Here is a 12,066-nt window from a genome sequence, read left to right on the forward strand (position 1 = left end):
TGTGCTCCCAGGGATGCGACGGCTGTCGGCTTTGCGTCTTCCGGTGGAAGGCGCACGGAGCCAGAGTAGCCGGGCGGACGGTTGTGGGCGCGGGCGTCCCACGGGGCGGACTCCTTCCTCCTTTCGGGCTCTGTGATGCCTTTTGGTCGTTGAGTACTCCCTCTGCGGTGACCAAGGTCGACATCGAGCGATAGTGTTCGGCATTGTCGAACTGCAGTGGAGAAGGGCCGACCAATGGCGAAGAACATCCAGTCGCTCGAACGAGCGGCGGCGATGCTGCGACTGCTCGCCGGCGGAGAACGCCGACTGGGCTTGTCCGACATCGCTTCGTCGCTGGATCTGGCCAAGGGCACCGCCCACGGCATTCTGCGCACGCTCCAGGCCGAGGGCTTCGTCGAGCAGGACCCGGCGTCCGGCCGTTACCAGCTGGGGGCGGAGCTCCTGCGGCTCGGCAACAGCTACCTCGACGTGCACGAGCTGCGCGCCCGCGCCCTCGTCTGGACGGACGACCTGGCGCGCTCCAGCGGTGAGAGCGTCCACCTCGGGGTGCTGCACCAGCACGGCGTTCTGATCATCCACCACGTCTTCCGGCCGGACGACAGCCGCCAGGTCCTGGAGGTGGGGGCCATGCAGCCGTTGCACTCCACCGCACTCGGGAAGGTGCTCTCGGCGTACGACCCGGTGGCGCACAGCGAAGCGATGGAGGTCGAACGCAAGGTCTTCACGCCGCGGACCGTCACGGGCCCGGAGGACTTCGAGTCGGTGCTCGACCATGCGAGGGCGCGCGGCTGGGCGGCCGACATGGAAGAGACCTGGGAGGGCGTCGCCTCGGTGGCCGCGCCCATCCACGACCGGCGCCGCATGCCGGTGGGCGCGGTGGCCATCACGGGCGCGGTCGAGCGCGTCTGCAACGCCGACGAGGTGCGGTCCGAGCTGGTCGCGGCGGTACGGGACTGTGCCCGCGCGGTCTCCAGGGATCTGGGCGCCCAGCGCTTCTGAGCGGCGTTTCAGCACGGTTTGGCTCTTCGTGGATAACGATCGAGTTTTCGGCCACGGAACCCTTGACGTCGTGTTAACACCAGGGCAAAACTGCCGTGCATCGGTCGGCATTGTCGAACACCTACCGGCAATACGCGCTAGGGTGTGACAACGCCAGGGCCGGCAAACGCCCTCACCTGAGGGCGCGGACCACCGGAGGGACCCGGGGTTCGCTTTCCCTGGACGAAGGACAAAGGAGTCGCGGGTGTCCAACTCCGACATCTTCATCGGCGAGATCATTGGTACCGCCGTACTCATCCTGCTCGGTGGTGGCGTGGTCGCCGCCGTCGTACTCAAGCGCTCGAAGGCGCAGAACGCCGGCTGGCTGGCGATCACCTTCGGGTGGGGATTCGCGGTCATGACCGCGGTCTACATGACGGGCACTCTTTCCGGCGCCCACCTCAACCCTGCGGTCACCGTCGGCATCGCGATCAAGGACGGGGACTGGAGCAATGTTCCGGTCTACCTCGCCGGACAGCTGCTCGGCGCCATGATCGGCGCCACTCTGGTCTGGATCGCGTACTACGGACAGTTCCAGGCCCACCTCACGGACCCGGAGATCATCTCCGCGGCGCCGCACGAGGAAGGCCTGGTCAGCGAGGAGGCCGCACCGAAGGCCGGACCGGTACTCGGCGTCTTCTCCACCGGCCCCGAGGTCCGGGTCGTGTGGCAGAACCTGGCCACCGAGATCATCGGCACCACGGTGCTCGTGCTTGCGGTCCTGACCCAGGGCCTCAACGACAGCGGCAAGGGTCTCGGCGTCATCGGCGCACTGATCACCGCGTTCGTCGTCGTCGGTATCGGCCTCTCGCTCGGCGGACCGACGGGCTACGCCATCAACCCGGCCCGCGACCTGGGCCCGCGCATAGTGCACGCGCTGCTGCCGCTGCCCAACAAGGGCGGCTCGGACTGGGGCTACGCCTGGATCCCGGTTGTCGGCCCGCTGATCGGCGGCGCCCTCGCAGCAGGTATCTACAACCTCGCGTTCGCCTAAGCCGACCCTCTGACCTCGCAGGAGCACTCCGTGACCGACACACACACCACCGGCCCGTTCATCGCGGCCATCGACCAGGGCACCACCTCCAGCCGCTGCATCGTCTTCGACACGGATGGCCGGATCGTCTCGGTCGACCAGAAGGAGCACGAGCAGATCTTCCCGAAGCCGGGCTGGGTGGAGCACAACGCCGCCGAGATCTGGACCAATGTCCAGGAGGTCGTCGACAGCGCGGTCGCGAAGGCGGGCATCACCGCCGCCGACGTCAAGGCCATCGGCATCACCAACCAGCGCGAGACCACCGTCCTCTGGGACAAGAACACCGGTGAGCCGGTGCACAACGCCCTGGTCTGGCAGGACACCCGTACCGACGCTCTCTGCAAGGAGCTCGGCCGCAACGTCGGCCAGGACCGTTTCCGCCGCGAGACAGGCCTGCCCCTGGCCTCGTACTTCGCCGGCCCGAAGATCCGCTGGCTGCTGGACAACGTCGAGGGCCTGCGCGAGCGCGCCGAGCGCGGCGAGATCCTCTTCGGCACCATGGACTCCTGGGTCATCTGGAACCTGACCGGCGGCGTCAACGGCGGCGTGCACGTCACCGACGTCACCAACGCCTCGCGCACCATGCTGATGAACCTGCACACCCTCGACTGGGACGAGAAGATCCTCCAGTCGATGGAGGTCCCGGCCGCGGTGCTGCCGGAGATCCGTTCCTCCGCCGAGGTGTACGGGACCGCCAAGAGCGGCGCCCTCGCCGGTGTGCCGGTCGCCTCGGCGCTCGGTGACCAGCAGGCGGCGCTGTTCGGCCAGACCTGTTTCTCCGAGGGCGAGGCCAAGTCGACGTACGGCACCGGCACCTTCATGCTGATGAACACCGGTCACGAGCCCGTCAACTCGTACAACGGCCTGCTGACGACCGTCGGCTACCGGATCGGCGACCAGGCACCGGTGTACGCCCTCGAGGGTTCCATCGCCGTCACCGGTTCGCTGGTGCAGTGGATGCGCGACCAGATGGGCCTGATCAACTCCGCGGCCGAGATCGAGACGCTCGCCTCCTCCGTCGAGGACAACGGCGGCGCGTACTTCGTGCCGGCCTTCTCCGGGCTCTTCGCGCCGTACTGGCGTCCCGACGCCCGCGGTGTGATCGCCGGTCTGACCCGCTATGTCACCAAGGCGCACATCGCCCGCGCCGTTCTCGAGGCCACCGCCTGGCAGACCCGCGAGATCAGTGACGCCATGACCAAGGACTCCGGCGTCGAGCTGACCGCGCTCAAGGTCGACGGCGGCATGACCTCCAACAACCTGCTGATGCAGACCCTCTCGGACTTCCTGGACGCACCGGTGGTGCGCCCGATGGTCGCCGAGACGACCTGCCTCGGCGCTGCCTACGCCGCCGGTCTTGCCGTCGGCTACTGGCCGGACACCGACGCGCTGCGCGCCAACTGGCGCCGGGCCGCCGAGTGGACCCCCCACATGGATGCGGACCAACGGGACCGCGAGTACAAGAGCTGGCTCAAGGCCGTCGAGCGGACCATGGGCTGGCTCGAAGACGACGCTGACGAGGAGTAAATCAAGATGACCACCCTGCAGAGCGTCCCTGCCCTGGGGACGCACCCGGCCTCCGGCTCCCTTCCGAGCCGCGCCGAGACTCGGGAGCAGCTTTCCAAGGCGACGTACGACCTCCTGGTGATCGGCGGCGGCATCCTGGGCATCTCCACCGCCTGGCATGCGGCGCAGTCCGGGCTGCGGGTGGCTCTGGTGGACGCCGGCGACTTCGCCGGCGCCACCTCCTCCGCCTCCTCCAAGCTTCTCCACGGCGGTCTGCGCTATCTGCAGACCGGCGCGGTGAAGCTGGTCGCGGAGAACCACTTCGAGCGGCGCGCGGTCTCCCGTCAGGTGGCCCCGCACCTGGCCAACCCGCTCACCTTCTATCTGCCGGTCTACAAGGGCGGACCGCACGGCGCGGCGAAGCTCGGCGCGGGCGTCTTCGCCTACTCCGCGCTCTCGGCGTTCGGTGACGGCGTCGGCCATGTGATCAGCGCGAACAAGGCGCAGCGTGATGTTCCCGAGCTGCGCACGGAGGGCCTGAAGGCCGTTGCCGTGTACGGCGACGACCAGATGAACGACTCCCGGATGGCGCTGATGACGGTGCGTGCGGCCGTCGAGTCGGGCGCCACCGTTCTCAACCACGCCGAGGTCACCGGGCTGCGCTTCACCAAGGGCCGGGTCACGGGCGCGGAGCTCAAGGACCGTCTGGACGGTACCGAGTTCGGTGTCACGGCCCGTCTGGTGCTCAACGCCACCGGTCCGTGGGTCGACCACCTGCGCCGGATGGAGAACCCGGACGCGGCTCCGTCCATCCGTCTCTCCAAGGGCGCGCACCTGGTGCTCAAGCGGACCTCGCCGTGGAAGGCCGCGCTGGCGACCCCGATCGACAAGTACCGCATCACCTTCGCCCTCCCCTGGGAGGACATGCTGCTGCTCGGTACGACGGACGAGGTGTACGAGGGCGACCCGGCGGATGTCGCGGTCAACGAGAAGGACACCGCGCAGATCCTGGACGAGGCCGCGTTCTCCATCCGGGACCAGCAGCTGTCGCGCGATCTGATCACTTACTCCTTCGCGGGCCTGCGGGTGCTGCCGGGCGGTCCCGGCGACACCTCGAAGGCAAAGCGCGAGACGGTCGTCACCGAAGGCCGCGGCGGCATGCTGTCGGTGGCCGGCGGCAAGTGGACGACCTTCCGCCACATCGGCCGTACGGTGATGAACAAGCTGGCCGCCCTGCCCGGGCAGCCGCTGGCCGAGGACATGGAGCCGATCGCGCATCTGCCGAAGAAGCTCCCGCTGCCCGGGATAGCCAACCCGAACGCGGTCGCCCACCGGCTGCTCGTCGACGGCGGCACACCGGGCCCGCGGATGGCGGCCGACACGGCCCGTCACCTCGCCACCCACTACGGTTCGCTGTCCTTCGACATCGCACGCCTGGCCAACGAGAACCCGGCGCTCGCCGAGCGCATCCACCCGGACGCGCCGGAGATCTGGGCGCAGGTCGTGTACGCGCGTGACCACGAGTGGGCCGAGACGGCGGACGATGTGCTGCGTCGCCGTACGACGCTGACGATCCGCGGTCTGGCGACGGACGAGATCCGCGGGAAGGTCGACAAGCTGCTGATCGACAAGGCGTAACAGACGGCACTTGTATGGCACGGGTAAGGGGCGGCCTCCTTGGAGGCCGCCCCTTACTTGATCTGCGGTCGATCACGGTGGACGGTTTCGGGCTCGATCGGGCGGAACAGATGGAAACCCTGCATCGATTTTCCGAGGAGATCGCCCCGATCATACGGAAGGAGGTTCCGACCACCCTCTGGGACGCATAATGGGTGCCGATACATCGGATGTCTGGAGGTCGCCCATGGCTGTCACCGACGAGGCCATCGAGAAGATCAAGGGAATGATCGTCTCGGGCGCGCTGCGCCCCGGCGACCGCCTCCCCAAGGAGAGCGAACTCGCCGCCGAGCTGGGGCTGTCCCGCAACTCACTGCGGGAGGCGGTACGCGCGCTGTCGCTGATCCGCATCCTGGATGTACGGCAGGGTGACGGCACCTATGTGACCAGCCTGGACCCGCAGTTGCTGCTGGAGGCGCTGAGCTTCGTCGTGGACTTCCACCGGGACGACACGGTGCTGGAGTTCCTGGCCGTACGCCGCATCCTGGAACCGGCCGCCACGGCGATGGCCGCCACCCGGATCAGCGAGAGCGAACTGGACGTACTGAACGCCCAGCTGGACGCGCTCGGCCCGCAGCCCTCGGTGGAGGAACTGGTCGCCGCCGACCTGGAATTCCACCGCGGCATCGTCCAGACCTCGGGCAATTCGGTGCTCTGCTCACTGCTGGACGGGCTCTCCGGACCGACCACCCGGGCGAGGGTCTGGCGCGGGCTGACGCAGGAGGACGCGGTCAGCCGTACGCTCCACGAGCACCGGGCGATCCTGTCGGCCCTCCGCGACCGCGACGCGGAGGCGGCGAAGTCGTGGGCGACGGTGCATATCGCGAGCGTGGAGCAGTGGCTGAGGTCAACGCTGTAGCGGGGGCTCCGCCCCGAACCCCCACGCCTCAATCGCCGGCGGGGCTTGATCCGCCCGGGAACAAGCCCCCGCAGCGGCCCCGCCCCGCCCCGTCAGTCCTGCTTCTCCCCGCTCGCGAAGCGGGAGATCACCAGCGCGACAATGATGATCGCTCCGTTCAGGAACTGGTTCCACAGCGCCGGCACTCCGCCCAGCGTCATCACATTGACGACCAGCTGGAGGGTCAGCACACCGGTCAGCGCGCCGAGGAGCGTGCCGCGGCCGCCCTTGAGGCTGATCCCGCCGATCACGGCCGCGGCGAACACCTGAAAGATCCAGCCGTTGCCCTGGGTGGCCGCGACCGAGCCGTAGTGGCCAGTGTAGAGGATGCCGGCGAAGGCGGCGAGCAGGCCGCCGACGGCCAGCACGATCCAGGTGATCCGGTCGACGCGAATACCGGCCGCCCGGGCCGCCTCCGGGTTGCCGCCGATCGCGTACAGCGCGCGCCCGTGGCGCAGATACGCCAGTCCCGCGCCGCCGATCGCGAAGAGTGCCAGACAGATCCACACGGCGGCCGGCGCGCCGAGCCAGTCGGTCTTGCCCAAGTACCTGAAGGACTCCGGAACATCGGTGATCGACTTGCCCTCGGTGATGCCGATGTGAAGGCCACGCAGCATGGTGAGCATGCCGAGCGTGGCGATGAAGCCGTTGACACGCAGCTTCAGCATCAGAAAGCCGTTGATCGCGCCGATCGCCGTACCGACCAGCAGACAGAGCGGGATCGCCGTCCAGACCGGCATCAGCTCCAGGCCCGCGAAGCGCCCGCCCTCCGTCGGCAGGACCAGCCACATGGCGATGACCGGCGCGATGCCGATCGTCGACTCCAGCGACAGATCCATCCGGCCGCAGATCAGGATCAGCGCCTGGCCGAGGACCAGCAGGCTGAGCTCGGAAGACTGCTGGACCACGCTGATCAGGTTGTTCGAGGTGAGGAAGACCGGCGAGACGATGAAACCGATCACCATCAGCACCAGAATCACCGGCACCAGCGAGAAGTCGCTCCACCGGATCAGCCGCAGCCGGCTGCGCGGGCTCGCGGTCTTGAGCTCGTCGGCCGTGAGCGGCCGTATCGTCCCGGTCATTCCTGCTCCCCCACACCTTCCATGGCGGCGACCAGTTCGCGGTCGGTCCACCCACTGCCGAACGTCGCCACCACCCGCCCGTGGAAGAGGGCGAGCACCCGGTCACACACCCGCAGATCGTCCAGCTCGTCCGAGATGATCACGGCCGCGCTGCCCTCGTCCGCCACCCGTCGTACGACTGAGAGCAGCGAGTCCTTGGACTTCACATCGACGCCCGCGGTGGGCCGGACCGCCACCAGCGCGCTGGGTCCACGGGCCAGGGCGCGGGCGACCACGACTTTCTGCTGATTGCCGCCCGAGAGGCCGGAGACGGGCTGCTCCGGTCCCTGCGTCTTGATGTCGAGCGAAGAGATCATGGACTGGGCGAATTCCCTTGTACGAGACGGCAGTACGGTCCCCCAGGGGCCGAGCTGGTCGGTGACGGTGAGCGTGGCGTTCTCGGCGACGCTGCGGCCGATGACCAGCCCTTGGAGGTGGCGGTCCTCGGGGATGTAACCGATACCGGCGTCGAGCGCGTGCGGGACGCTGCCCGGCTTCACGGCCCGGCCGCGTACGGTGATCCGTCCCGCGCTCGCCCTGCGCATACCGACCAGGGTTTCACCGAGGGCGGTGTTGCCGCTGGCCGCGGCCCCGGCAAGACCCAGCACCTCGCCGGGCCGCGCCTCCAGGTCGAGCGGCTCGAACTCGCCCTCCACGGTGAGGCCTTCGGTACGCAGTACCGGCTCCTCGTCCCGGACCGCGCCGACGGGCGCGTGCCACGTCGACGGGCCGCCGGTGGACTCCCCCGTCATGGCCGTGACCAGGTCGTCCTTGGAGAGTTCCGCGACCGGGGCGGTGATGACATGGCGGGCGTCGCGGTAGACGGTGACGGCGGTGCACAGTTCGTACACCTCCTGCAGATGGTGGGAGATGAACAGGAACGCCACTCCCCGGCTCTGCAGTTCGCGCAGTTTGGTGAAGAGCCGCTGGATTCCGCGGGCGTCGAGCTGCGCGGTCGGTTCGTCGAGGACGATCAGCCGGGCGCCGAAGGACAGGGCGCGGGCGATTTCCACGAACTGGCGCTGCTCGACGGCGAGATCCTTCGCCCTGGTCCTGGGGTCGACGCTCACTCCGTATCCGGCGAGGAGCTCCTCGGCGCGCCGCCGCAGCTGCCGCCAGCTGATGAAGCGGCTACCGGCGTCGAAGCGATTCAGAAAGAGGTTCTCGGCGACGGTCAGATCAGGGACGGCCATCGACTTCTGGTAGACGCAGGCGACCTTGGACTGCCAGGCCGCCATGTCCCCGAAGGCCGGCGCCGGCTCGCCGTTGAAGCTCACCTCGCCCGCGTCCGGCCTGTGCAACCCGGTGAGGACGCTGACCAGCGTGGACTTGCCCGCGCCGTTGCGCCCGACCAGCGCGTGCGACTCGCCGGGCGCGACGGTGAGGCGTACATCGTCGAGCGCCACGGTCGGACCGAAGCGCTTGACGATGCCTGCCGCGTGTACGGCGGCTGGTGCCTGGTGCTCCATGGCTAGCTCTTCTTCTCCAGCTGGTTGGCCCACAGCTTCGGGTCGTCGACGTTCTCCTTGGTCACCAGTGGCGCGGGCAGCTGGTCCTCGAACCCGTTCGGGATCTTGATGATCGTGGACTCATGGTCGGTCGGACCCTCCTTGGGGGTCTTTCCGTCCAGCGCCTGCTTGGCCCAGTACAGCGCGTACTTGGCGTACAGATCGGCGGGCTGGGAGACCGTGGCGTCGATCCTCCCGGCCTTGATGGCGTCGAGCTCCTCCGGGATGCCGTCGTTGGAGATGATCGTGATGTGGCCCGGGGTGCCGGGGGCCTTCAGCAGCTTCTTCTGCTCGAGCAGCGCGAGTGTGGGCTGCAGGAACACACCGCCGGCCTGCATATAGATGCCGTTGATGTCGGGGTGCGCGGCGAGCGTGGACTGGAGCTTGGCGGACGCGACATCGCCCTTCCAGTCGGTGGCGAGCTCGAAGACCTTGATGCCGGGGAAGTCCTTGGCCATACAGGACTTGAAGGCCTCCGAGCGGTCCCGGCCGTTGATGGAGGACAGGTCGCCCTGGAACTCCACGGCCTTGCCCTTGCCCTTCAGCTGCTCGCCGAGGTACTTGCAGGCCTTCTCGCCGTACGCGCGGTTGTCGGCCCGGACCACCATGTACACCTTGCCCTTGTCGGGCCGGGTGTCGACGCTGACGACCGGGATCTTCTTCTCCTGAAGGCTCTGCAGCGACTCGGCTATCGCGCCGGTGTCCTGCGGGGCCATGACGACGGCCTTGGCGCCCTGGTCGGTGAAGGTCTGGACGTTGGCGACCAGCTTTCCGATGTCGTTCTGGGAGTTGGTCAGGGACAGCGCGTCGACCTCGCCGTCCTTGACGCCCTTCTCCATGTACTGCTGGTAGGAGTTCCAGAAGTCGCTGTCGCTGCGCGGCAGATCGATGCCCACCTTGCCCCCGCCGGACCCGGTGCCCGAGTCACGGTTGCAGCCCGCGAGGGCCGTCACGGCCAGAAGTGCTGTGCAGGCCACGGCACTTGTCGTACGCACTCTCATTGTCCCGTCCTTCGGTGGTGTCGGCTCAGGGCGCTTGGTTCGGGGGACGCAGACGCAGGCCCTGCATTCCGCCGTCGACGGCGAGTGCCGTGCCTGTGACGGCGGCCGCGGCGGGGCCGGCGAGATAAACGATGGCGGCGGCGACCTCGTCCGCCGCGACCAGCCGTCCGGTGGGCTGGCGGGCCTCGAGGGCGGCACGTTCGGCCGCGGGGTCGGCGGCCCGGTCGAGCAGACGGCCGATCCACGGGGTGTCGGCGGTGCCGGGGTTGACGCAGTTGACGCGGATGCCTTCGCGGACATGGTCGGCGGCCATGGCGAGGGTGAGTGAGAGGACCGCGCCCTTGCTGGCGCTGTACAGGGCGCGCTGGGGCAGTCCTGCGGTGGCTGCGATGGAACAGGTCTGGGTGATGGAGACATGGCCGGGGCGGTCCGCGGCGGCGCGGCGCAGATGCGGCAGGGCGTGACGGGCTACCCGCACCATGCCGAGCACATTGATGTCGAGGACGCGCTGCCATTCCTCGTCGGCGTTGTCGGCGACGGTGCCGATGGCGCCGATACCGGCGTTGGAGACGACGGTGTGCAGGGCGCCGAACTCCGCCGCGGCCCTGTCGACGGCCGTGCGGACCGCGGCGTCGTCGGTGACATCGGCCTTGAGGGCGAGGACGCCGTCCGGCGCTCCCGCCGTCTCGCGGTCGAGTACGGCGACCTGGGCGCCGCGGCTGAGCAACAGTGTCGCGACGGCGGCGCCGATGCCCGAGGCACCACCGGTCACCAGCGCGGACAGTCCCTCGAAGTCCCTTGCTCCGCTCATGAGTTGACCTCCTCGATGGTGCGGCGGGCCTGCCAGACGGGCCCCTCGGGATAGCGGTGGGCGGCGATCGACTCGGGGAGCATGCGGGCGGAGAAGCCCGGTGCGCGCGGTGCGACATAGCGTCCGGAGGCGATCACGGCGGGGTCGGTGAAGTGCTCGTGGAGGTGGTCGACGTACTCGATGACCCGGTCCTCCCAGCTGCCGGAGACGGCGACGTAGTCGAACATGGCCAGATGCTGGACGAGCTCGCACAGTCCTACCCCACCGGCGTGCGGGCAGACGGGGACGCCGTATTTGGCCGCGAGCAGCAGGATCGCGATGTTCTCGTTGACACCGGCGACACGCGCGGCGTCGATCTGGACGAAGTCGACGGCCCCGGCCTGCAGCAGCTGTTTGAAGACGACGCGGTTGGCGGCATGCTCGCCGGTGGCGACCTTGACCGGCTGGCCGGCGCGGACGGCGGCGTGGCCGAGGATGTCGTCGGGGCTTGTCGGCTCCTCGATCCAGTGCGGTTCGTACGGGGCGAGTGCCGTCATCCAGCGCAGGGCATCGGCAACGTCCCAGCGCTGGTTGGCGTCCACGGCGATGCGTACGGACGGGCCGACAGCGGCGCGGGCCAGCTTCATCCGCCGTATGTCGTCGTCGAGGTCCGCGCCGACCTTCAGCTTGATCTGGCCGAAGCCGTCGGCGACCGCTTCCTTGGCCAGCGCCACCAGCTTCTCGTCCGAGTAGCCGAGCCAGCCGGGCGAGGTGGTGTACGCGGGATAGCCGCTCTCCCGCAGGTTCGCGGCCCGCTCGGCCCGGCCGGGTTCCGCGGCCCGCAGGATGGCCAGCGCCTCCTCCCGGGTCAGGACATCGGTCAGATAGCGGAAGTCGACGAGCGAGACCAGTTCCTCGGACGACATCGAGGCAAGAAACTCCCACACCGGCCGGCCTGCGCGCTTCGCCGCCAGATCCCAGGCCGCGTTGACGACCGCGCCGGCCGCCATATGCATCACGCCCTTCTCCGGGCCGAGCCAGCGCAACTGTGAGTCATGGGTCAGGTCGTGGTGGAGCGCGGCCAGGTCGGCTGCGGTACGGGGCGCCGGGCGCCCGACCACATAGGGACGCAGCGCTTCGATGGCCGCGGCGGTGACATCGTTGCCGCGCCCGATGGTGAAGCAGAAGCCGTGTCCCTCGGCCCCGTCGGTCGCGCGCATCACCACATAGGCGGCGGAGTAGTCGGGATCCGGGTTCATGGCGTCCGAGCCGTGGAGCTGTTCCGAGGTGGGAAAGCGGATGTCGTGGACCTCGAACTCCGTGACGGTCTGACTCATGCACGCACCCCCGCGAGACGAACATCGGAGAACATCGGACCTCTTGGTCATCCGATGTATAGCGCCGTCCACGCGGCAACGTCCAGGGCAGGGACGAAATTTCTCGGACACAGCTCGGATGAATCGGCTACCGGACGTCTGACTCTCCGACGTATGC

At 68.7% G+C, this 12,066-nt stretch carries 10 protein-coding genes and 1 pseudogene; 6 read left to right on the plus strand and 5 right to left on the minus strand.

The genetic code is table 11. The features are described from left to right. Nucleotides 1-234: 234 nt before the first annotated feature. From OG735_RS08155 to OG735_RS08180, 6 genes and pseudogenes are all read left to right on the plus strand, one after another. The gene (locus OG735_RS08155; protein WP_327322447.1) at nucleotides 235-999 is read left to right on the plus strand and encodes an IclR family transcriptional regulator; all 765 of its coding nucleotides are present in this window, start codon (nucleotides 235-237) and stop codon (nucleotides 997-999) included. Nucleotides 1,000-1,243: 244 nt separating this feature from the next. After that, nucleotides 1,244-2,032 carry an MIP/aquaporin family protein gene (locus OG735_RS08160; protein WP_327322448.1) on the plus strand — a complete coding sequence of 263 codons (789 nt, stop codon included), beginning with the start codon at nucleotides 1,244-1,246 and terminating at the stop codon, nucleotides 2,030-2,032. Nucleotides 2,033-2,062: 30 nt separating this feature from the next. Beyond that, entirely contained in the window at nucleotides 2,063-3,598 is a 1,536-nt protein-coding gene (gene glpK, locus OG735_RS08165) for a glycerol kinase GlpK (RefSeq protein WP_327322449.1), read from the plus strand. A 6-nt stretch (nucleotides 3,599-3,604) separates the two neighbouring features. Next, on the plus strand, nucleotides 3,605-5,215 hold the full coding sequence (locus OG735_RS08170; RefSeq protein WP_327322450.1) for a glycerol-3-phosphate dehydrogenase/oxidase: 1,611 nt from the start codon (nucleotides 3,605-3,607) through the stop codon (nucleotides 5,213-5,215). 59 nt (nucleotides 5,216-5,274) lie between these two features. Continuing rightward, nucleotides 5,275-5,406, plus strand: a pseudogene (locus tag OG735_RS08175) (LLM class flavin-dependent oxidoreductase); the annotation flags it as partial. 35 nt (nucleotides 5,407-5,441) lie between these two features. Further along, complete coding sequence (locus OG735_RS08180; protein ID WP_327322451.1) at nucleotides 5,442-6,113, plus strand: FadR/GntR family transcriptional regulator; 672 nt, start codon at nucleotides 5,442-5,444, stop codon at nucleotides 6,111-6,113. A gap of 92 nt (nucleotides 6,114-6,205) precedes the next feature. Here the strand turns inward: OG735_RS08180 and OG735_RS08185 are convergent, their stop codons facing one another. Genes OG735_RS08185 through OG735_RS08205 form a run of 5 tightly spaced genes read right to left on the minus strand, consistent with a single transcriptional unit; the run spans nucleotide 6,206 to nucleotide 11,909 of the window. Next, a complete protein-coding gene (locus tag OG735_RS08185; RefSeq protein ID WP_327322452.1) occupies nucleotides 6,206-7,234 on the minus strand; it encodes an ABC transporter permease in 1,029 nt (342 codons plus the stop codon). Continuing rightward, the gene (locus OG735_RS08190) at nucleotides 7,231-8,742 is read right to left on the minus strand and encodes a sugar ABC transporter ATP-binding protein (protein WP_327322453.1); all 1,512 of its coding nucleotides are present in this window, start codon (nucleotides 8,740-8,742) and stop codon (nucleotides 7,231-7,233) included. The genes OG735_RS08185 and OG735_RS08190 overlap by 4 nt, the downstream gene beginning before the upstream one ends. Nucleotides 8,743-8,744: 2 nt before the next feature. Beyond that, the gene (locus OG735_RS08195; protein ID WP_327322454.1) at nucleotides 8,745-9,782 is read right to left on the minus strand and encodes a sugar ABC transporter substrate-binding protein; all 1,038 of its coding nucleotides are present in this window, start codon (nucleotides 9,780-9,782) and stop codon (nucleotides 8,745-8,747) included. Nucleotides 9,783-9,807: 25 nt separating this feature from the next. Further along, on the minus strand, nucleotides 9,808-10,593 hold the full coding sequence (locus OG735_RS08200; RefSeq protein WP_327322455.1) for an SDR family NAD(P)-dependent oxidoreductase: 786 nt from the start codon (nucleotides 10,591-10,593) through the stop codon (nucleotides 9,808-9,810). After that, nucleotides 10,590-11,909 carry an enolase C-terminal domain-like protein gene (locus OG735_RS08205; RefSeq protein WP_327322456.1) on the minus strand — a complete coding sequence of 440 codons (1,320 nt, stop codon included), beginning with the start codon at nucleotides 11,907-11,909 and terminating at the stop codon, nucleotides 10,590-10,592. Before OG735_RS08205 ends, OG735_RS08200 begins: the two co-directional genes overlap by 4 nt. Nucleotides 11,910-12,066: the final 157 nt, after the last annotated feature.

This window comes from Streptomyces sp. NBC_01210, from assembly GCF_036010325.1.
Lineage (GTDB): Bacteria > Actinomycetota > Actinomycetes > Streptomycetales > Streptomycetaceae > Streptomyces.

Coding starts and splice junctions, on each gene's coding strand:
- OG735_RS08155 (WP_327322447.1), top strand. CDS start 235: ATGGCGAAGAACATCCAGTCGCTCGAACGAGCGGCGGCGATGCTGCGA.
- OG735_RS08170 (WP_327322450.1), top strand. CDS start 3,605: ATGACCACCCTGCAGAGCGTCCCTGCCCTGGGGACGCACCCGGCCTCC.
- OG735_RS08180 (WP_327322451.1), top strand. CDS start 5,442: ATGGCTGTCACCGACGAGGCCATCGAGAAGATCAAGGGAATGATCGTC.
- OG735_RS08185 (WP_327322452.1), bottom strand. CDS start 7,234: ATGACCGGGACGATACGGCCGCTCACGGCCGACGAGCTCAAGACCGCG.
- OG735_RS08190 (WP_327322453.1), bottom strand. CDS start 8,742: ATGGAGCACCAGGCACCAGCCGCCGTACACGCGGCAGGCATCGTCAAG.
- OG735_RS08195 (WP_327322454.1), bottom strand. CDS start 9,782: ATGAGAGTGCGTACGACAAGTGCCGTGGCCTGCACAGCACTTCTGGCC.
- OG735_RS08200 (WP_327322455.1), bottom strand. CDS start 10,593: ATGAGCGGAGCAAGGGACTTCGAGGGACTGTCCGCGCTGGTGACCGGT.
- OG735_RS08205 (WP_327322456.1), bottom strand. CDS start 11,909: ATGAGTCAGACCGTCACGGAGTTCGAGGTCCACGACATCCGCTTTCCC.